The organism is Pseudomonas sp. FEN (genome assembly GCF_904067045.1).
Lineage (GTDB): Bacteria > Pseudomonadota > Gammaproteobacteria > Pseudomonadales > Pseudomonadaceae > Aquipseudomonas.
On the sequence record NZ_CAJFDC010000001.1, the window covers coordinates 121,215 to 141,345 of the forward strand.

Annotated in this window: 15 protein-coding genes; 6 read left to right on the forward strand and 9 right to left on the reverse strand. The window is 62.1% G+C overall.

Annotation, left to right across the window (positions count from 1 at the left end; all coding sequences use genetic code 11):
• Positions 1-224 precede the first annotated feature (224 nt).
• On the reverse strand, positions 225-2,600 hold the full coding sequence (gene ppsA / locus PFEN_RS00620) for a phosphoenolpyruvate synthase (protein WP_191485116.1): 2,376 nt from the start codon (positions 2,598-2,600) through the stop codon (positions 225-227).
• Between the two features lie 180 nt (positions 2,601-2,780).
• Between ppsA and PFEN_RS00625 the strand changes: the two genes are divergently transcribed.
• Positions 2,781-3,599: a pyruvate, water dikinase regulatory protein gene (locus tag PFEN_RS00625; RefSeq protein WP_191485117.1), complete on the forward strand. Its 819-nt coding sequence runs from the start codon at positions 2,781-2,783 to the stop codon at positions 3,597-3,599.
• A 65-nt stretch (positions 3,600-3,664) separates the two neighbouring features.
• Here the strand turns inward: PFEN_RS00625 and prpD are convergent, their stop codons facing one another.
• From prpD to PFEN_RS00655, 6 genes are all read right to left on the reverse strand, one after another.
• The gene (gene prpD / locus PFEN_RS00630; protein ID WP_191485118.1) at positions 3,665-5,149 is read right to left on the reverse strand and encodes a 2-methylcitrate dehydratase; all 1,485 of its coding nucleotides are present in this window, start codon (positions 5,147-5,149) and stop codon (positions 3,665-3,667) included.
• Between the two features lie 7 nt (positions 5,150-5,156).
• Positions 5,157-6,341 carry a 2-methylaconitate cis-trans isomerase PrpF gene (prpF, locus tag PFEN_RS00635; protein WP_191485119.1) on the reverse strand — a complete coding sequence of 395 codons (1,185 nt, stop codon included), beginning with the start codon at positions 6,339-6,341 and terminating at the stop codon, positions 5,157-5,159.
• Positions 6,342-6,506: 165 nt separating this feature from the next.
• Positions 6,507-9,101 carry a Fe/S-dependent 2-methylisocitrate dehydratase AcnD gene (gene acnD / locus PFEN_RS00640; RefSeq protein WP_191485120.1) on the reverse strand — a complete coding sequence of 865 codons (2,595 nt, stop codon included), beginning with the start codon at positions 9,099-9,101 and terminating at the stop codon, positions 6,507-6,509.
• Between the two features lie 240 nt (positions 9,102-9,341).
• Positions 9,342-10,469, reverse strand: a complete 1,128-nt coding sequence (prpC, locus tag PFEN_RS00645) for a 2-methylcitrate synthase (RefSeq protein ID WP_191485121.1) — start codon at positions 10,467-10,469, stop codon at positions 9,342-9,344.
• Between the two features lie 180 nt (positions 10,470-10,649).
• On the reverse strand, positions 10,650-11,549 hold the full coding sequence (gene prpB / locus PFEN_RS00650; protein WP_191485122.1) for a methylisocitrate lyase: 900 nt from the start codon (positions 11,547-11,549) through the stop codon (positions 10,650-10,652).
• Positions 11,546-12,268, reverse strand: a complete 723-nt coding sequence (locus PFEN_RS00655) for a GntR family transcriptional regulator (protein ID WP_191485123.1) — start codon at positions 12,266-12,268, stop codon at positions 11,546-11,548. Before PFEN_RS00655 ends, prpB begins: the two co-directional genes overlap by 4 nt.
• 307 nt (positions 12,269-12,575) lie before the next feature.
• Between PFEN_RS00655 and PFEN_RS00660 the strand changes: the two genes are divergently transcribed.
• The 5 genes from PFEN_RS00660 to PFEN_RS00680 all read left to right on the forward strand — a co-directional run bounded on the left by PFEN_RS00660 (position 12,576) and on the right by PFEN_RS00680 (position 18,140).
• On the forward strand, positions 12,576-13,115 hold the full coding sequence (locus PFEN_RS00660; protein ID WP_191485124.1) for an ATP-dependent zinc protease: 540 nt from the start codon (positions 12,576-12,578) through the stop codon (positions 13,113-13,115).
• A 5-nt stretch (positions 13,116-13,120) separates the two neighbouring features.
• Positions 13,121-14,653 (forward strand): inactive transglutaminase family protein, encoded by a 1,533-nt coding sequence (locus tag PFEN_RS00665; protein ID WP_191485125.1) that lies wholly within the window; start codon positions 13,121-13,123, stop codon positions 14,651-14,653.
• Positions 14,653-15,639, forward strand: a complete 987-nt coding sequence (locus tag PFEN_RS00670; protein ID WP_191485126.1) for an alpha-L-glutamate ligase-like protein — start codon at positions 14,653-14,655, stop codon at positions 15,637-15,639. Before PFEN_RS00665 ends, PFEN_RS00670 begins: the two co-directional genes overlap by 1 nt.
• 247 nt (positions 15,640-15,886) lie before the next feature.
• Positions 15,887-17,230 (forward strand): aminodeoxychorismate synthase component I, encoded by a 1,344-nt coding sequence (pabB, locus tag PFEN_RS00675; RefSeq protein ID WP_191485895.1) that lies wholly within the window; start codon positions 15,887-15,889, stop codon positions 17,228-17,230.
• 175 nt (positions 17,231-17,405) lie between these two features.
• A complete protein-coding gene (locus PFEN_RS00680) occupies positions 17,406-18,140 on the forward strand; it encodes a phosphoadenylyl-sulfate reductase (RefSeq protein WP_191485127.1) in 735 nt (244 codons plus the stop codon).
• Positions 18,141-18,325: 185 nt separating this feature from the next.
• Here the strand turns inward: PFEN_RS00680 and cysB are convergent, their stop codons facing one another.
• Together cysB and PFEN_RS00690 are read right to left on the reverse strand one after the other, a co-directional pair.
• The gene (gene cysB, locus PFEN_RS00685) at positions 18,326-19,300 is read right to left on the reverse strand and encodes an HTH-type transcriptional regulator CysB (protein WP_191485128.1); all 975 of its coding nucleotides are present in this window, start codon (positions 19,298-19,300) and stop codon (positions 18,326-18,328) included.
• Between the two features lie 112 nt (positions 19,301-19,412).
• Positions 19,413-19,913, reverse strand: a complete 501-nt coding sequence (locus tag PFEN_RS00690; RefSeq protein WP_191485129.1) for a universal stress protein — start codon at positions 19,911-19,913, stop codon at positions 19,413-19,415.
• Positions 19,914-20,131: the final 218 nt, after the last annotated feature.

Here is a 20,131-nt window from a genome sequence, read left to right on the forward strand (position 1 = left end):
CACGGATTCTGCTTACGACATAAGTCGGTAGGAGCATGACTTTCCAGCGAAGCTTTTAGCGCCCTCGAGGACGCCTTCGCGAGCAAGCTCTGCTCCTACAGTACAGCGTTGTACGCAGTTTTTGCGCATAACCCTGAGGAGCACGGCTTGCCGGGACGCCGCACCGCAGCGAAGCCTTTAGCGCCCTCGAGGACGCCTTCTCCGGCAAGCCACCTCCACCAAGGTCAGGCCTGCGCCTGCCCTTCGGCCAGGAAGAACCAGGTCTCCAGTACGGAGTCCGGGTTCAGCGACACGCTTTCAATGCCCTGCTCCATCAACCAGCGCGCCAGGTCCGGATGATCGGAAGGCCCCTGACCGCAGATGCCGATGTACTTGCCAGCCTTGTTGCAAGCCTGGATGGCATTGGACAACAGTTTCTTCACCGCAGGGTTACGCTCGTCGAACAGGTGCGCAATGATCCCGGAGTCACGATCCAGGCCCAGGGTCAACTGGGTCAGGTCGTTGGAACCGATGGAGAAGCCATCGAAGTACTCGAGGAACTCGTCGGCCATGATCGCGTTGGACGGCAACTCGCACATCATGATCACGCGCAGGCCATTATCGCCACGGGCCAGGCCATTGGCGGCGAGCAGGTCGACCACCTGGCTGGCTTCGCCAAGGGTACGGACGAAGGGCACCATGATCTCGACGTTGGTCAGGCCCATCTCGTTGCGCACGCGCTTGAGGGCACGGCATTCGAGCTCGAAGCAGTCACGGAAGGCCTCGCTGATGTAGCGCGACGCCCCGCGGAAACCCAGCATCGGGTTTTCTTCTTCCGGCTCGTAGAGCTTGCCACCGATCAGGTTGGCGTACTCGTTGGACTTGAAGTCCGACAACCGCACGATGACCTTCTTCGGCCAGAAGGCCGCCGCCAGGGTACTGATGCCCTCTACCAGTTTCTCGACATAAAAACCGACCGGATCGTCGTAACCGGCGATGCGCTTGTCGACGCTGTCCTTGATTTCCGACGGCAGACCGGCGTAGTTCAGCAGCGCCTTGGGGTGCACGCCGATCATGCGGTTGATGATGAATTCCAGGCGGGCCAGGCCGACGCCGGCGTTCGGCAACTGCGCGAAGTCGAAGGCGCGGTCCGGGTTGCCGACGTTCATCATGATCTTGAACGGCAGCTCCGGCATGGCATCGACGGAGTTTTTCTTGATATCGAAGCCCAGTTCGCCTTCGAAGATGTAGCCGGTGTCGCCTTCGGCACAGGAAACGGTGACGCCCTGGCCTTCCTTCAACAGTTGGGTGGCGTTGCCGCAGCCCACCACCGCCGGGATCCCCAGCTCACGGGCGATGATCGCCGCGTGACAGGTACGCCCGCCACGGTTGGTAACGATGGCGCTGGCGCGCTTCATCACCGGCTCCCAGTCCGGATCGGTCATGTCGGAGACCAGCACGTCGCCCGGCTGGACCTTATCCATCTCGGAGACGTCGTGGATGATCCGTACCTTGCCGGCGCCGATGCGCTGGCCGATGGCACGGCCTTCCACCAGCACGGTACCGGTTTCCTTGAGCAGGTAGCGCTCCATGACGTTGGCCTGGGTGCGACTCTTCACGGTTTCCGGACGAGCCTGGACGATGTACAGCTTGCCGTCGTCACCATCCTTGGCCCACTCGATATCCATCGGGCACTTGTAGTGTTTCTCGATGATCATTGCCTGCTTGGCCAGTTCGCTGACTTCGGCATCGCTGAGGCAGAAACGCGCGCGCTCGGCCTTGTCGACATCGACGGTCTTGACCGAACGACCGGCCTTGGCTTCGTCGCCGTAGATCATCTTGATCGCCTTGCTGCCCAGGTTGCGGCGCAGGATGGCGGGACGACCGGCTTCGAGGGTGCCCTTGTGCACGTAGAACTCATCCGGGTTCACCGCGCCTTGCACGACGGTCTCGCCCAGGCCGTAGGCGCCGGTGATGAACACCACGTCACGGAAACCCGACTCGGTGTCGAGGGTGAACATCACCCCGGCGGTGCCGGTTTCCGAACGCACCATGCGCTGCACGCCAGCGGACAGGGCCACCAGCTTGTGGTCGAAGCCCTGGTGCACGCGGTAGGAGATGGCGCGGTCATTGAACAACGAGGCGAACACTTCCTTGGCCGCGCGAATGACGTTTTCCACGCCGCGGATATTCAGGAAGGTTTCCTGCTGGCCGGCGAAGGACGCGTCCGGCAGGTCTTCGGCGGTCGCCGAGGAACGCACGGCCACGGCCATGTCCGGGTTGCCCGCCGACAGCGTGGCGAAGGCCGTGCGGATCTCGGCGTTGAGCTTCTCGGGGAACTCGGCCTCCATGATCCACTGGCGAATCTGCGCGCCGGTTCTGGCCAGGGCGTTGACGTCATCCACATCCAGCGCATCCAGCGCCGCGTGGATCTGGTCGTTCAGGCCACTGAGTTCGAGAAAATCACGATACGCCTGAGCCGTAGTGGCAAAGCCGCCGGGGACCGACACACCGGCACCCGCGAGGTTACTGATCATCTCGCCGAGGGATGCGTTCTTGCCCCCTACGTGCTCTACATCATGGACGCCGAGCTTATCGAGGGAAACTACGTACTCTACCAAGGTGATCTCTCCACTAACTGTATCTGTATTGGAAAAGCTCAGGAGCGGGCTGCTCTGTGGCAGGTTGATCCGCCATGTGGCCTGGACCTGGAAAATAAGTGAGAATGCAGGCCACACCGGGCCGGCAAACCGCGCCTATCATATCCAAGATTCGTCATCAGCTTAAGGCCCAAGGTGCAAATGAAACGATCTGCGTTCTTTATCTCCGATGGAACCGGCATCACCGCCGAAACCCTGGGTCAAAGCCTGCTCGCGCAGTTCGAGAACATTACCTTCGCCAAATTCACCCGCCCTTATATCGACAACGCCGACAAGGCGCGGGCCATGGTACAACAAATCAATATCGCCGCCGAAAAGGACGGATTCCGTCCGATCATCTTCGATACCATCGTCAACCAGGACATTCGTGAGATTCTCGCCACCTCCAATGGTTTCATGATCGACATTTTTTCTACCTTTCTTGCCCCACTGGAGCAGGAACTGAGCGAGCATTCGTCCTACTCGGTGGGCAAGTCCCACTCCATCGGCGGCAACTCCAACTACATGGAGCGCATCGAGGCGGTGAACTTCGCCCTGGACAACGACGACGGCGCCCGCACCCACTATTACGACAAGGCCGACCTGATCCTGGTCGGCGTGTCGCGCTGTGGCAAGACCCCGACCTGCCTGTACATGGCGATGCAATTCGGCATCCGCGCGGCCAACTACCCGTTGACCGAAGAAGACATGGAGCGCCTGCAACTGCCTACCGCCCTGCGCGCCCACCAGCATAAGCTGTTCGGCCTGACCATCGACCCCGACCGCCTCACCGCGATCCGCAACGAGCGCAAGCCCAATAGCCGCTACTCCAGCTATGCCCAGTGCGAGTTCGAAGTGCGCGAGGTGGAAAACCTGTTCCGCCGGGAAAATATTCCCCATATCAATTCCACGCATTTTTCCGTGGAAGAGATCTCGGCGAAGATCCTCGTCGAAAAAGGCGTGGAGCGGCGTTTCAAGTAACACCGCCGGGTAAAACCTTCTGCTTGTGCGGGGCCTGTGCCCGCGAAGAGGCCGGCACAAGCCACCTAGATCACGAACAGATCGACGAACCGCTGCACCGGCGTCGCCTCCAGGCGCGCCGGATCCGTGCACAAGGCGAAGATCCCGGCGCTACGCTGGCTGCTGAAGCGCGTCGCCAGATTCGCCCTGAACTTGTCCTCCAGCAATGGAATACCCTCGACCCGGCGACGACGATGGCCGATCGGGTATTCGACCACCACCTGCTCGGTACTCGTGCCGTCCTTGAAAAATACCTGCACGGCATTGGCGATCGAACGCTTGTCGGGCTCCAGGTACTCACGGGTGTAACGCGGTTCCTCGACAATCACCATCTTCTCGCGCAGCACATCGATGATCGGATGGCTCGCGTGGAAATCATCCTCATAGTGCTCGGCCACCAGATTGCCGAAGGCCAGCGGCACCGCCGTCATGTACTGGAGGCAGTGGTCACGGTCGGCGGCGTTGGCCAGTTTGCCGACCTTGGAAATGATCCGAATCGCCGACTCGTGGGTGGTAATCACGATCCGGTCGATCTGCCCCAGACGGTTTCTGACCTGAGGATGCAACGTCACCGCGGCTTCACAGGCGGTCTGCGCGTGGAACTCGGCTGGAAAACTGATCTTGAACAACACGTTTTCCATGACGTAGCTGCCGTACGGCTGGGAAAGCCTGAAGACGCGCTTGTCCGCGGGCTTGAGCGCCAGGTCCTTGCTGGTGTGACTGAACAGCACGTCATAGAAGCCCCATTGCGGCGCGCTCAACACCCCCGGAATGCCCATCTCTCCACGCAAGGCGATATCCGCCAGGCGTACACCGCGACTGCTCGCATCGCCCGCCGCCCAGGATTTGCGCGAACCGGCATTCGGCGCGTGACGATAGGTCCGCAGGGCCTGACCATCGACAAAGGCATGGGACAGCGCCGCCAACAGTTGTTCACGGTTGGCCCCCATCAGTTTGGCGGTGACCGCGGTCGAGGCGACTTTCACCAGCAACACATGGTCCAGGCCGACCCGATTGAAGGAGTTTTCCAGGGCGATCACGCCTTGAATCTCGTGAGCCATGATCATTGCTTCCAACACCGTTCGCACGCTCAACGGTGCCTCGCCGTTGGCCACGCGCTTCTGCGACAGATGATCGGCAACCGCGAGAATCGCGCCGAGGTTATCCGAGGGATGCCCCCACTCGGCCGCCAACCAGGTGTCGTTGTAATCAAGCCAGCGCACGATGCAGCCGATGTCCCAGGCGGCCTTGACCGGGTCGAGGCGAAAGCGGGTCCCCGGCACGCGCGCGCCGAACGGCACCTCGGTGCCCTCGACCAGCGGCCCCAGGTGCTTGGTGCACTCGGGGAAACGCAGCGCCAACAAACCGCAGCCGAGGGTATCCATCAGGCAATGACGAGCGGTATCCAACGCCTCCGTGGACTCGATTCGGTACTCGAGGACGTAGTCGGCGATATCCTGCAAGACCTGGTCGTAATCAGGACGCTCATTCAGATCGACGTTGGCGCTCATCTTCGCTTCACTCCCCTGGCACGCGAACCCAACCTTCCATCAAGACTCTGGCACTGCGGCTCATGATGGCCTTGACCACGGTCCATTCGCCGTTGACCTGGGTGGCCTCGGCCCCCACCCGCAAGGCACCCGACGGATGCCCGAAACGCACCGCGCTGCGGGCGCCACCACCCGCCGCCAGATTCACCAGCGTGCCGGGGATCGCCGCCGCCGTGCCAATGGCCACCGCGGCGGTGCCCATCATGGCGTGGTGCAACTTGCCCATGGACAAGGCCCGCACCAGCAGATCCAGATCCGCCGCCACCACCGGCTTGCCGCTCGACGCGGTGTAGCTCGCCGGCGGCGCCACGAACGCCACCTTCGGCGTGTGCTGACGCGTGGCAGCCTCGTCGATACGCTGGATCAGGCCCATGCGCACCGCACCGTAGGCGCGGATCGTTTCGAACATCGCCAGGGCCTTGGGATCAGCGTTGATATCGCCCTGCAACTCGGTGCCGGTATAGCCGATATCCGCCGCATTGACAAAGATCGTCGGGATCCCGGCATTGATCATCGTCGCCTTGAAGGTGCCGACACCCGGTACTTCCAGATCATCCACCAGATTGCCGGTGGGGAACATCGAACCACCCGCGCCCTCCTCCTCGGCCGCCGGATCCATGAACTCGAGCTGTACTTCCGCGGCGGGAAAGGTCACGCCGTCAAGTTCGAAGTCACCGGTTTCCTGCACCTGCCTCTCGGTGATCGGCACGTGGGCAATAATGGTCTTGCCGATATTCACCTGCCAGATCCGCACCACCGCCACGCCATTGCGCGGGATCCGGGCGGCATCCACCAGGCCAGCACTGATGGCAAACGAACCGACTGCCGCCGACAGGTTGCCGCAGTTGCCGCTCCAGTCGATAAACGGCTTGTCGATGGATACCTGGCCGAACAGGTAGTCGACATCGTGATCGGCCTTGATGCTCTTGGACAGGATCACCGTCTTGCTGGTGCTGGAGGTGGCTCCACCCATGCCGTCGATCTGCTTTTCGTAGGGATCGGGGCTGCCGATCACCCGCAGCAACAAGGCATCCCGCGCCACGCCGGGCAATTGCGCCGCCTCGGGCAGATCGCTGAGCTTGAAAAACACCCCTTTGCTGGTACCACCACGCATGTAGGTGGCGGGAATCCTGATTTGCGCTGCGTAAGCCATGAAATCTCCTGCAAGGTCTGGGCGCGATGGTAGTTCGCGGCGAGACACGAATGTGTAGGAGCCGGCTTGCTGGCGATGGCGGCACAAAATCTTGCCCCTCAATCACCGGCAGACCGACTGCTCATGAACAAGGCCGGGGCTTCGCTCACCGCCCCGGCGACACCTTCAACCCGCCGTGGCCGATTGGAGGAAGTCCTGGGCAAAGCGTTGCAACACACCGCCAGCTTCATAAATCGAGACTTCTTCGGCGGTGTCCAGACGGCAGGTCACCGGCACCTCGACACACTCGCCGTTCTTGCGCTGGATCACCAGGGTCAGGGTCGCCCGCGGCGTGCGCTCGCCGATCACGTCGAACGTCTCGGTACCGTCGATGCCCAGGGTCTTGCGATCCGTGCCCGGCTTGAACTCCAGCGGCAACACGCCCATGCCCACCAGGTTGGTGCGGTGGATACGCTCGAAGCCTTCGGCGGCAATCGCCTCGACACCGGCCAAGCGCACGCCCTTGGCCGCCCAGTCACGGGACGAACCCTGGCCGTAGTCGGCACCGGCGATGATGATCAGCGGCTGCTTGCGTTCCATATAGGTTTCGATGGCTTCCCACATGCGCATGACCTGGCCTTCCGGCTCGACTCGCGCCAGGGACCCCTGTTTGACCTTGCCGTTTTCCACGACCATTTCGTTGAACAGTTTCGGGTTGGCGAACGTGGCGCGTTGCGCGGTGAGATGGTCACCCCGATGCGTCGCGTAGGAGTTGAAGTCCTCTTCCGGCAGGCCCATCTTCGCCAGGTACTCGCCGGCGGCGCTATCGAGCATGATGGCGTTGGACGGCGACAGGTGGTCGGTGGTGATATTGTCCGGCAGCACCGCCAGCGGGCGCATGCCCTTGAGCGGCCGGGCACCGGCCAGGGCACCTTCCCAGTAGGGTGGGCGGCGGATATAGGTACTCATCGGCCGCCAGTCGTACAACGGCGTGACCTTGGGCCCAGTGTCTTCGTGGATGGCGAACATCGGGATGTAGACCTTGCGGAACTGCTCCGGCTTCACCGAGGCCTTGACCACCGCGTCGACTTCCTCATCGCTTGGCCAGATGTCCTTGAGGCGAATTTCCTTGCCGTTGGCGTCCAGGCCCAGCACATCCTTCTCGATATCGAAACGGATGGTCCCGGCGATCGCGTAGGCCACCACCAACGGTGGTGAAGCAAGGAACGCCTGCTTGGCGTAGGGATGGATACGCCCGTCGAAATTGCGGTTACCGGACAGCACGGCCGTGGCGTACAGGTCGCGGTCGATGATTTCCTGCTGGATCAGCGGATCCAGCGCGCCGGACATGCCGTTGCAAGTGGTGCAGGCAAAAGCCACGACGCCAAAGCCCAGTTGCTCCAGCTCTTCGGTCAGCCCGGCTTCATCCAGGTACAGCGCCACAGTCTTGGAGCCCGGTGCCAGCGATGACTTGACCCATGGCTTGCGCGTCAGGCCGAGCTTGTTCGCGTTACGCGCGATCAGGCCGGCGGCGATGACATTGCGCGGGTTGCTGGTGTTGGTGCAACTGGTGATGGCGGCGATGATCACCGCGCCGTCGGGCATCTGCCCTGGTACGTCGTCCCACTGACCGGCAATGCCCTTGGCCGCCAGGTCGCTGGTGGCGACCCGCGCATGCGGGTTGCTCGGACCGGCCATGTTGCGCACCACCGAGGACAGGTCGAACCGCAAGCCGCGCTCGTACCGCGCGCCCTTGAGGCTGTCGGCCCACAGGCCGGTCTGCTTGGCGTAGGTTTCCACCAGCTTGACCTGCTCGTCTTCACGCCCGGTGAGTTTCAGGTAGTCGATGGTTTGCTGGTCGATGTAGAACATCGCCGCCGTGGCGCCGTACTCCGGAGCCATGTTGGAAATGGTCGCGCGATCGCCGAGGGTCAACGCCTGTGCGCCTTCGCCGAAGAACTCCAGCCATGCACCGACCACTTTCTGCTTGCGCAGGAACTCGGTCAATGCCAACACCATGTCGGTGGCGGTGATCCCAGGTTGCAGCTTGCCGGTCAATTCGACACCGACGCTTTCCGGCAGGCGCATCCAGGACGCCCGGCCGAGCATCACACTCTCGGCTTCCAGGCCACCAACACCAATGGCGATGACGCCCAGCGCATCGACATGCGGGGTGTGGCTGTCAGTGCCGACACAGGTGTCGGGGAAGGCCACGCCGTCACGCGCCTGGATCACCGGGGACATTTTCTCCAGGTTGATCTGGTGCATGATGCCGTTGCCCGGCGGGATCACATCGACGTTCTTGAAGGCTTTCTTGGTCCAGTCGATGAAATGGAAACGGTCTTCGTTGCGACGGTCTTCGATGGCCCGGTTCTTGGTAAAGGCATCCGGGTCAAAGCCACCACACTCCACGGCCAGGGAGTGGTCGACGATCAGTTGGGTTGGCACCACCGGGTTGACCTGGGCCGGATCGCCGCCCTGGGAAGCGATGGCGTCACGCAGGCCGGCCAGGTCCACCAGCGCGGTCTGGCCGAGAATGTCATGGCAGACCACGCGGGCCGGGAACCAGGGAAAGTCCAGGTCGCGCTTGCGCTCGATCAGTTGCTTCAGGGACTCGCTCAGGGTGCTCGGGTCGCAGCGCCGCACCAGGTTCTCGGCGAGGACCCGGGAGGTGTAAGGCAGGGTGTCATAGGCTCCGGCCTGGATGGCATCGACCGCCGCACGGGCGTCGAAGAAATCCAGGCGGCTGCCGGGCAGCGATTTACGGTATTGGCTATTCATGGTCTGGGACTCGATCACGGTAAGGTCAACGGCAGACGGAAATCCTCTGGAGCCGGACAGCGACCTGTGGCGAGTGGGCTTGCCCACGCTCGACTGCGCAGCAGTCGCAAAACCATTGAACGCGTGTGTTCTGATACACCGCGCTGCCTGGATTCAGGGTTGCTTCGCAACCCAACGGGGGCAAGCCCCCTCGCCACAAATCAGGCCAGTCAAAGCCCCTGAACAGTTCCCGCCTTTCTGTCAGCGACGTTCGATTGGCACGAACTTGCGTTGATCAACGCCGATGTATTCGGCGCTTGGACGGATAATGCGGTTATTGGCACGCTGTTCGAACACGTGCGCCGCCCAGCCGGTCAGGCGCGAGCAGACGAAAATCGGCGTGAACAGCTTGGTCGGGATGCCCATGAAGTGGTACGCCGAGGCATGGTAGAAGTCGGCGTTGGGGAACAGCTTCTTCTGTTCCCACATGGTCTTGTCGATGGCTTCGGAGACCGGAAACAGCACGGTATCACCGACTTCATCGGCGAGTTTCTTCGACCAGCCCTTGATCACTTCATTACGTGGATCATTGTCTTTGTAGATCGCATGGCCGAACCCCATGATCTTGTCCTTGCGCGCCAGCATGCCGAGGGTGCCTTCGACGGCCTCCTGCGGCGAACTGAAGCGCTCGATCATCTCCATCGCCGCCTCGTTGGCGCCGCCGTGCAACGGACCGCGCAGGGAACCGATGGCGGCGGTGACGCAGGAGAACAGGTCGGACAGGGTCGAAGCACAGACCCGCGCGGTAAAGGTCGAGGCGTTGAATTCGTGTTCCGCGTAGAGGATCAGCGACACATCCATCACCTTGCGGTGCAGCTCGCTCGGCGCCTTGCCATGCAGCAGGTGCAGGAAGTGCCCGCCGATGGAGGCTTCATCGGTCACGCAGTCGATGCGCTTGCCTTCATGACTGAAGCGATACCAGTAGCACATGATCGCCGGGAACGCGGCCAGCAGCCGGTCGGTGGCTTCATGCTGGCGGGAGAAGTCGCCTTCGGGTTCGATATTGCCCAGGAAGGAACAGCCGGTACGCATCACATCCATCGGGTGGGCGTCGGCGGGAATGCGCTCCAGCACTTCTTTCAATGCCTGGGGCAAATCACGCAGGGTCCGCAGCTTGCCCATGTAGGCCGCCAGCTCGGTGGCCGTGGGCAGGTCGCCGTACAGCAGCAGGTAGGCGACTTCTTCGAAACGTGCCTCGGCGGCCAGTTCACGCACATCGTAGCCACGGTAGGTCAGACCGGCACCGGCCTGGCCGACGGTGGACAAGGCAGTTTGTCCGGCGACCTGGCCACGCAGGCCGGCACCGCTCAGTACTTTTGCTTCAGCCATTGCTCTCTCCAATTCTTGATGTTGTCAGGGACTCGGCAATTCAATCAATGGGCGTTCGCCGCAAGAGGCTGCACACCCAAACCGTGGGAGCGGAGCTTGCCCGCGAAGCTTTTTGGCGCTCTCAGGGGCCCCTTCGCGGCGGTGCGGCGATCCGACAAGCTCCGCTCCCACCAAAAACCATCAGCCCTTCTTCTGGGCAAACAACGCATCGAGCTTCTGCTCGAAGGTGTGGTAGTCGATACGATCATAAAGCTCCATGCGGGTCTGCATGGTGTCGATCACATTGGCCTGGGTGCCGTCGCGGCGAATCGCGGTGTAGACGTTTTCCGCAGCCTTGTTCATGGCGCGGAACGCCGACAGCGGGTACAGCACCAGGGACACATCGGCGGACTTCAACTGTTCGGTGGTGTACAGCGGCGTCGCGCCGAACTCGGTGATGTTGGCCAGGATCGGCGCCTTCACCCGGCTGGCGAACAACTTGTACATTTCCAGTTCCGTAATGGCTTCCGGAAAAACCATGTCGGCGCCGGCCTCGATGCACGCGGCGGCACGCTCCAGGGCCGATTCCAGGCCTTCCACGGCCAGGGCATCGGTGCGCGCCATGATCACGAAGCTGTCGTCGGTGCGGGCATCCACCGCCGCCTTGATACGGTCGACCATTTCCTGCTGGGTGACGATTTCCTTGTTCGGACGGTGGCCGCAACGCTTGGCGCCGACCTGGTCTTCGATATGGATCGCCGCCGCGCCGAACTTGATCATCGACTTGACTGTCCGCGCGACGTTGAACGCCGAGGAACCGAAGCCGGTGTCAACATCCACCAGCAGCGGCAGGTCGCAGACGTCGGTGATGCGCCGCACGTCGGTGAGCACGTCATCCAGGCCGGTGATGCCCAGGTCCGGCACCCCGAGGGAGCCGGCCGCGACACCGCCACCGGACAGGTAGATGGCCTTGAAGCCGGCGCGCTTGGCCAGCAAGGCGTGGTTGGCGTTGATCGCGCCGACCACTTGCAAGGGATGTTCGCTGGCGACCGCATCGCGGAAACGTTGACCGGGCGTGCTCTTGTTGGAACCCTGACTCATGACTCACCTCGCTTGGTAGCTGTCGGTTTGGCGGCGTCCTGGTAATGACGCGCAATATTGCGTTTCGACGCGCCAATATGGCGGCGCATCAACAGTTCGGCCAACTCGCCATCGCGATCGGCAATCGCATCGAGAATCCGATGGTGCTCGGCGAATGCCTGACGTGGCCGGTTGGGTGTGACGGAAAACTGGATGCGGTACATGCGCACCAGTTGGTACAGCTCACCGCAGAGCATCTGGGTCAGGGTGCGGTTGCCGGCCCCCTGGATGATCCGGTAGTGGAAGTCGAAATCGCCTTCCTGCTGGTAATAGCCGACACCGGCCTGGAAAGCCGCGTCGCGCTCATGGGTATTGAGAACCTGGCGCAACTCCTCGATTTCTTCGACGGTCATGCGCTCGGCCGCCAGGCGACAGGCCATGCCTTCGAGGGACTCGCGGATCTCGTAGAGTTCGATCAGTTCGGCTTGACTGAGGGATACCACCCGGGCCCCGACATGGGGAATGCGCACCAGCAGGCGCTGCCCCTCCAGACGGTGAATGGCCTCGCGCAGCGGGCCGCGGCTGATGCCATAGGTGCGCGCCAGTTCCGGCTCGGAGATCTTGCTGCCAGGGGCGATCTCACCCTTGACGATCGCCGCCTGAATACGCCGAAAGACGTTCTCGGACAAGGTTTCCGAATCGTCCTGGACAGTCACGGGCAGTTCCAGCTCATGCAACATATTGTCGACACCTTACCCATCAATGGCGCTAAAACTAGCCAATATGAGCAAACCAGTCAAAGAATTAATTGATATTGTCGACAATAGTCTAAGACCTTTGCCTATGGGCAACACGCATCAGGTGGTAGATACCGGCCTATCCGACAGGGGGGGCAGCCGATGCTGGCGCCATAAAACCAGCATGCTAGAATGCCGCGCGCATCCGCCGATGCGCTGCCTGTCATGGTTTTCTGACAGACGTACGAGGATGCTTGCGCGATATTGCCAGTCCCCTTGAATCAAGATTGCCCGATACGCGCCAGGATTTATGAGACTCAAGCCTTTCCCCCCACTGCTTCTCTGCCTGTTTTGTCTGCCTGGCGTGAGCCTCGCGACAGAGAAGACGGTGTACGGCCTGAACGAGTACGCCCACCTGACCGGGATCGATCTGCAAGTGCCGGCCAAACTCGACACCGGCGCCAAGACCGCCTCGCTCAGTGCCCGCGATATCCACCGGTTCAAGCGCAACGGCGAGAGCTGGGTGCGCTTCTACCTGGCGATCGACGCCGCGCATTCGCACCCGATCGAACTGCCCCTGGCCCGCGTCAGCAAGATCAAGCGCCGCGCCGGCGACTACGATCCGGATGAGGGCAACGCCTACACCGCGCGCCCGGTGATTACCCTGGATATCTGCATGGGCAGCGCCTTGCGCAGTATCGAAGTGAACTTGACCGACCGCAGCAGCTTCCAATACCCGCTGTTGATCGGCTCCGAGGCCCTCAAGCGCTTCGATGCGCTGGTCGACCCCAGCCTCAAATACGCTGCCGGCAAACCCGCCTGCGCCAACGACGCTCAAACCGCCGAGTAATCCGAATGCGCGCTCTAACCCTTCACCTGAAAATCCTGATCGCCGTGCTGGTGTTGCTCGGTGCTTCGGTCACGGCCTATCAGATTTTCGTGCTGGGTATTCCGGTCACCGAGGATGCCACGGACGACTTGTGGAACATCGACGCCAAGGTCGAGTTCGTCGCCAGCACCAAGGAGCCGGTGAAGGTCCAGATGTTCGTGCCGCCCCTGAGCCGCGACTACGTCAGCCTCAACGAAAGCTTCATTTCCAACAACTATGGGGTGAGCGTCAATCGCGCCGACGGCAACCGCAAGGTGACCTGGTCGGCGCGGCGGGTCAGCGGCAAGCAGACGCTGTATTACCGCCTGGTGCTGACCAAGCGCTATACCGGCGAAAAACCCAAGGTCAAGGGCCCGACCTTCCGCGACAGCATGGCCATCGAAGGGCCGGAAAAAATCGCCGCCGAGGCCTTGCTCGCACCGATCCGCCAACACTCGGCGGACGTCGAGACCTTCATCGGCGAAACCATCAAGCGGGTCAACAACCTTGCCGATGACAACGTCAAGCTGCTGCTGGCGGGCGACTCGTCAACCCCGCACAAGGCGCAGATCATCGAGTTGCTGCTGTCCATCGCCCATGTGCCGCTGGAGAAAGCCCACACCATTCGCCTGCTGGCCGATCAACCACAGACCCCGGAACTCTGGCTGCGCAGTTTCAACGGCAGCGACTGGTTGTACTTCAACCCGGACACCGGCGAACAGGGCCTGCCATCCGACCGCCTGCTCTGGTGGACCGGTGCCGACAACCTGATCACCGTCGATGGCGGCAAGAAGGCCGGCGTCACCTTCAGCCTGAACAATAGCGAGATGAACGCGATCCGCCTGGCCAAGTTGACCGACGAGAACTCCGACGCGAACTTCCTCGAATATTCACTCTACGGCCTGCCACTGCAAACCCAGCAGACCTTCATGATCATGATGATGATCCCCATCGGCGTGCTGGTGATCCTGATCCTGCGCAACCTGATCGGCCTGCAGACCCTCGGCACCTTCACCCCGGTGCTGATTGCCCTGGCTTTCCGCGAAACCCAGTTGGGCTTCGGTATCGTGCTGTTCACCATCATTACCGCCCTGGGATTGTCGTTGCGTTCGTACCTGGAGCACCTGAAGCTGCAGATGCTGCCGCGCCTGTCGGTGGTGCTGACCTTCGTCGTGGTGCTGATCGCCGCCATCAGCCTGTTCAGCCACAAGCTGGGCCTGGAGCGCGGCCTGTCGGTGGCGCTGTTCCCGATGGTGATCCTGACCATGACCATCGAGCGCCTGTCCATCACCTGGGAAGAGCGCGGCGCCAACCATGCGCTGAAAGTCGCCATCGGCACGCTGTTCGCGGCGTCCCTGGCGCACCTGATCATGACGGTGCCGGAGTTGATCTACTTCGTCTTCACCTTCCCGGCGATCCTGCTGATCCTGGTGGGTTTCATGCTGGCGATGGGGCGTTATCGCGGTTACCGACTGACCGAATTGATGCGTTTCAAGGCCTTCCTGAAGGAACAAGCCTGATGTTCGGCCTGTGGAAAACCTGGAAGGCCCTGGAAGCCCAGGGCATCATGGGGATCAACCGGCGCAACGCGGACTATGTGCTCAAGTACAACAAGCGCAGCCTCTACCCCATCGTCGACGACAAGATCCTCACCAAGGAACGGGCCATCGCCGCCGGCATCCAGGTGCCGCAAATGTATGGGGTGATTTCCACGGAAAAGGAAATCGACCAGCTCGAAGCAATCATCGGCGGGCGCCGTGATTTCGTCATCAAGCCGGCTCAAGGCGCCGGCGGCGATGGCATCCTGGTGATCGCCGACCGCTTCGAGGGCCGCTATCGCTCGATCTCCGGGCGCATCATCAGCCATGCCGAAATCGAGCACCAGATCTCCAGCATCCTGACCGGCCTGTACTCCCTGGGCGGACACCGGGACCGTGCGCTGATCGAATACCGGGTCACCCCCGATCCGATCTTCAAGAGCATCAGCTACGAAGGCGTGCCGGACATTCGCGTCATTGTACTGATGGGCTATCCGGTCATGGCCATGCTGCGCCTGCCGACCCGCCAGTCCAACGGCAAGGCCAACCTGCACCAGGGCGCCATCGGCGTGGGCGTGGACCTGGCGACCGGTATCACCCTGCGCGGCACCTGGTTGAACAACATCATCCGCAAGCACCCGGACACCACCCACCCGGTGGATGGCGTGCAATTGCCGAACTGGGACGCTTTCATGGAGCTGGCGGCCGGTTGCTTCGAGCTCTGCGGCCTGGGCTATATCGGCGTGGACATGGTCCTGGACCAGGACAAGGGCCCGCTGATCCTTGAGCTCAACGCCCGTCCCGGGCTGAATATCCAGATCGCCAACGACTGCGGCCTGACCCACCGCACCCATGCCGTGGAGGCGCACCTGGCGGAGCTTGCCGCCGAGGGCCGCGGCGAGACGCCGGCGCAACGGGTGCGCTTTGTCCAGGAACTGTTCGGGCACGTACCCGCGATCGAAGCCTGACCCATCTCCTGGTGCCGATATCCCCATCTGTGATCTGTGGTGGCCGGCTGGCCGGGCCCCGCACCGTGGCGACGAGGCCAGCAGTTCTTGCACTGCCCTTGGGGACGCCATCGCCAGCAATCGAGCGTCGACCGGCTGCTCCTACAAAGTTGACAGACCGTTCCTCAATCCTACGACATCCCTCTAGGAGCAACGCCCGCGGGGGACTACAATCGCGCACCGCGCTCCCATGGCTGACCCGCCCCCCATGTTGACCTGCACCGTATATCCGTTGCCCTATCACGCCAATCCCGCTCATTACTTCGCGGCGATTCGTCATGCGCCCGGGGCCGTGCTGCTCGACAGCGGCCGCCCCGAGGCCGAGCGTGGGCGCTACGATCTGCTCAGTGCCTGGCCGCTGGAGCAACTGGCGGTGTTGCCGGAGGAACGTGGCGCGGCATTCCTGCAACGCTTGCGGGACAACCTGGCCCGACTCGGCGCCGCCCAGCTCCCCAGGTCTTGCGAACTGCCCTTTGCCGGTGGCCTGATCGGCTACCTGAGCTACGATTTCGGTCGACACCTGGAAAGCCTGCCCGAACAGGCCCGCGATGACCTGCATCTGCCCGATGCGCGCTTCGGCCTGTACGCCTGGGCACTGATCAGCGATCACCAGCAAGGCAGCAGCCAGTTGGTCTTCCACCCCAGCGTCGAACCCCGCGAGCGCGAACGGCTGATCCAGCTGTTCAGCCAGCCGGCCGGCCAGGACAGCGCCGAGTTTCACCTGAGCGGTCCGCTGAGCGCGGACCTCACGGCCGAGGACTACCGCCAGGCCTTGGAACGTATCCAGCACTATATCCAGGCCGGCGACTGCTATCAGGTCAACTTTGCCCAACGTTTCCGCGCCACCTGCCAGGGCGATCCGTGGATCGCTTATTGCGCCCTGCGCGCCGCCTGCCCGACACCCTTCTCGGGCTTTCAGACGCTGCCCGAGCACGGCGCGGTGCTGAGTCTGTCGCCGGAACGCTTCGTCAAGGTCAGCCAGGGCCAGGTCGAGACGCGCCCGATCAAGGGCACCCGCCCGCGCGGCCGCGACACCCGCGAGGACGCGGCCAACGCCGCCGAACTGCTGGCCAGCAGCAAGGACCGGGCGGAGAACCTGATGATTGTCGATCTGCTGCGCAACGACCTGGGGCGCACCTGCCGGATCGGTTCGGTGCGGGTGCCGGAGTTGTTCAGCCTGGAGAGCTACCCCAATGTGCACCATCTGGTGAGCAGCGTGACCGGGACCCTGGCCGCCGAGCGCGACGCCCTCGACCTGATCGCCGGCAGCTTCCCCGGCGGTTCGATCACCGGCGCACCGAAGATCCGCGCCATGCAGATCATCGATGAGTTGGAACCGACCCGACGGGCGCTGTATTGCGGTTCGCTGCTGTACCTGGATGTGCGCGGCGAGATGGACAGTTCCATCGCCATCCGCAGCCTGCTGGTCAAGGATGGGCAGGTGAGCTGCTGGGGCGGTGGCGGCATCGTCGCCGACTCCGACTGGCAGGCGGAATACCAGGAGTCCATCACCAAGGTGAAGGTGTTGCTCGATACCCTGCAAAACCTCTGAAGCCCCGAGCGCCCCGCGGAACAACACAAAACCGGTAGGAACCCGCTTGCCGGCGATGCGGCCGGCACGCCGGCGCCCACAAGGGGCCGCGTTCGGACATGGGGCCGCTGCCGACGGATTTTGTTACTATTGGCTTATTCGAGCGCAAAGCGCCACTGACTTTAGGAACCGCCTGATGAGCCAACCGTTCGACGTCGCCGAACTCGCCGCGACATACGCCAACAAGTCCGCCCAGGACATCCTCAAACTGGCCTTTGCCCAGTTTGGCGACGACCTGTGGATATCTTTCAGCGGCGCGGAAGACGTGGTGCTGGTGGACATGGCCTGGAAACTGAACAAGAACGTCAAGGTCTTCAGCCTCGACACCGGGCGCCTGCACCCGGAAACCTACCGCTTCATCGATCAGGTGCGCGAGCACTACAAGATCGATATTGAACTGATATCGCCGGATCACAACGAGCTTGAGCCGTTCGTCAAGGCAAAAGGTCTGTTCAGTTTCTACAAGGACAACCACGGCGAATGCTGCGGCATCCGCAAGATCGCACCACTGCGCCGCAAGTTGTCCGGCGTCAGCGCCTGGGCCACCGGCCAGCGTCGCGACCAGAGCCCGGGCACCCGCAGCCAGGTGGCGGTACTGGAAATCGACAGCGCCTTCTCCACCCCGGAGCGCACCCTGTACAAGTTCAACCCGCTGGCGCAGATGAGCAGCGAAGAGATCTGGGGTTATATCCGCATGCTCGAACTGCCGTACAACAGCCTGCACGAGCGCGGCTTCATCAGCATCGGCTGCGAGCCCTGCACCCGTCCGGTACTGCCGAACCAGCACGAGCGCGAAGGCCGCTGGTGGTGGGAAGAAGCCACACAGAAGGAATGCGGCCTGCACGCCGGCAACCTGATCGCCAAGAGCTGAAGGTCAACACGCAACCTGTAGGAGCAGTGCTTGCTCGCGAAGGCGTCCTTGAGGGCGCTAAAAGCTTCGCTGCGGTGCGGCGTCCCCACAAGCCAGGCTCCAGGTTGTGTGTAGCCTTCAAGGTTGTGTTCCAACACAGACAAAAAAGCCCCGAACCAGTCGGGGCTTTTTCACATTCGGGCGACTCAGTGCACCGGTAGCTCGACACCGTCGAACAGCTCTTCCAGCTCCTGCTTGTTGTGGCACTGAATGGCCTTGGCCATGACTTCGCGGGTCAGGTGCGGCGCGAACTTCTCGATGAAGTCGCACATGAAACCACGCAGGAAGGTGCCACGGCGGAAACCGATCTTGGTCACGCTGGATTCGAACAACTCGCTGGCATCAAGCACTACCAGGTCCTTGTCGAGCACCGGGTCGACCGCCATCTTGGCAACGATACCGACACCCAGGCCCAGGCGCACATAGGTCTTGATCACGTCGGCGTCCGCCGCGGTGAACACCACCTTGGGGGTCAGGCCGCGATGGCTGAAGGCCTCGTCCAGCTTGGAACGCCCGGTAAAACCAAACACATAGGTGACGATCGGGTATTCGGCCAGGGTTTCCAGGGTCAGCTTCGGCAGCTTGGCCAGCGGGTGCCCCTGGGGCACGACCACGCAACGATTCCAGCGGTAGCACGGCATCATCACCAGATCGCCAAACAGCTCCAGGGCTTCGGTGGCAATGGCGAAATCCACCGTGCCGTCGGCGGCCATCTCGGCGATCTGCATCGGCGAACCCTGGTGCATGTGCAGGGCCACGTCCGGGTATTGCTTGATAAAGCTGCTGATCACCGGCGGCAAGGCATAGCGTGCCTGGGTGTGAGTGGTGGCGATCGACAGGGTGCCTTTCTTCTCGTTGGAAAACTCCTGGGCGATCTGCTTGATGCTCTCGACCTTGCGCAGGATCTCACCGGCCGTGGTGATGATACGCTCACCGGCTGGCGTGACGCGGGTCAGGTGTTTGCCGCTACGAGCGAAGACTTCGACCCCCAGCTCGTCTTCGAGCAGGCGGATCTGTTTGCTGATACCCGGCTGAGAGGTGTACAGGCTTTGGGCGGTGGCGGAAACGTTGAGGTCGTGGTGCGCCACTTCCCAGATGTAGCGCAGTTGCTGAAGCTTCATATGTATCCCTCAAAGCAGGTAGACGCCACGGGCAGCTGCGGCGATATATAACTATATGAATGGTTTGAAGAATAAATCTAGAACTTTTTTATCAAACCGCTGACTTTCCAGCTCAGATATCGCCATAGCGACGGCGTTGCAGAAGCGGCACCAGGTAAACCGGCACCTGGGCCAACTGCAGAACCCGTGCGGCGGTACGCCCCAGGTGCCCCTCGCCACCGGCGCCATGGCTGTGACTGCCGACAATCAACAGATCGACCGAGAGGGTCCGGGCTTGTTCGAGAATGACCTGCGAGGGATCGCCCTGGAGGACCTTGACCGACTGGATCATGCTCAGGTCCTGCTGTCCGTCCGCGCACTCCTCGCGAAAGCTGTCCAGCACCCGCTGCTCGATCGTCGCCATCACGGTGTTAAGACCCTGGCTGTGCAATTCGTTCAATGCCTGCTCATCCAGATAGCTCTGCAACACCGACTCGGCAAACAGGCCCATGGGCTCGACCGCATGCACCACATACAAGTCGGCCTTGAAAGTTCGTGCCAGCTCCAAGGCATGCTGCATGACATAAGGGGCATACAGACCTAGGTCGGTGGCGTACAGCATCGAACGGATCATGGGGCCTCCTCGATTGCCAGAATGGCGGAGCTCAGTTGAGCTTAGCAGCGCCCCGAAGACCGCGGAGCGCGGCTGGTCGGGCCGGCCCCGTTGCCCGTCCTTGAAGGAGCACGATCTTGAACCTCCCACGAAACCTGTAGGAGCCAGCTTGCTGGCGATAGCGGTTTACCAAGCGACGAACATGTTGACCGTCAGATCGCAATCGCCGGCAAGCCGGC

What these genes read in the sequence shown, in the direction of transcription:
- PFEN_RS00625 (WP_191485117.1), top strand. Translation starts at nt 2,781, where the DNA reads ATGAAACGATCTGCGTTCTTTATCTCCGATGGAACCGGCATCACCGCC.
- prpD (WP_191485118.1), bottom strand. Translation starts at nt 5,149, where the DNA reads ATGAGCGCCAACGTCGATCTGAATGAGCGTCCTGATTACGACCAGGTC.
- prpF (WP_191485119.1), bottom strand. Translation starts at nt 6,341, where the DNA reads ATGGCTTACGCAGCGCAAATCAGGATTCCCGCCACCTACATGCGTGGT.
- acnD (WP_191485120.1), bottom strand. Translation starts at nt 9,101, where the DNA reads ATGAATAGCCAATACCGTAAATCGCTGCCCGGCAGCCGCCTGGATTTC.
- prpC (WP_191485121.1), bottom strand. Translation starts at nt 10,469, where the DNA reads ATGGCTGAAGCAAAAGTACTGAGCGGTGCCGGCCTGCGTGGCCAGGTC.
- prpB (WP_191485122.1), bottom strand. Translation starts at nt 11,549, where the DNA reads ATGAGTCAGGGTTCCAACAAGAGCACGCCCGGTCAACGTTTCCGCGAT.
- PFEN_RS00655 (WP_191485123.1), bottom strand. Translation starts at nt 12,268, where the DNA reads ATGTTGCATGAGCTGGAACTGCCCGTGACTGTCCAGGACGATTCGGAA.
- PFEN_RS00660 (WP_191485124.1), top strand. Translation starts at nt 12,576, where the DNA reads ATGAGACTCAAGCCTTTCCCCCCACTGCTTCTCTGCCTGTTTTGTCTG.
- PFEN_RS00665 (WP_191485125.1), top strand. Translation starts at nt 13,121, where the DNA reads ATGCGCGCTCTAACCCTTCACCTGAAAATCCTGATCGCCGTGCTGGTG.
- PFEN_RS00670 (WP_191485126.1), top strand. Translation starts at nt 14,653, where the DNA reads ATGTTCGGCCTGTGGAAAACCTGGAAGGCCCTGGAAGCCCAGGGCATC.
- pabB (WP_191485895.1), top strand. Translation starts at nt 15,887, where the DNA reads ATGTTGACCTGCACCGTATATCCGTTGCCCTATCACGCCAATCCCGCT.
- PFEN_RS00680 (WP_191485127.1), top strand. Translation starts at nt 17,406, where the DNA reads ATGAGCCAACCGTTCGACGTCGCCGAACTCGCCGCGACATACGCCAAC.
- cysB (WP_191485128.1), bottom strand. Translation starts at nt 19,300, where the DNA reads ATGAAGCTTCAGCAACTGCGCTACATCTGGGAAGTGGCGCACCACGAC.
- PFEN_RS00690 (WP_191485129.1), bottom strand. Translation starts at nt 19,913, where the DNA reads ATGATCCGTTCGATGCTGTACGCCACCGACCTAGGTCTGTATGCCCCT.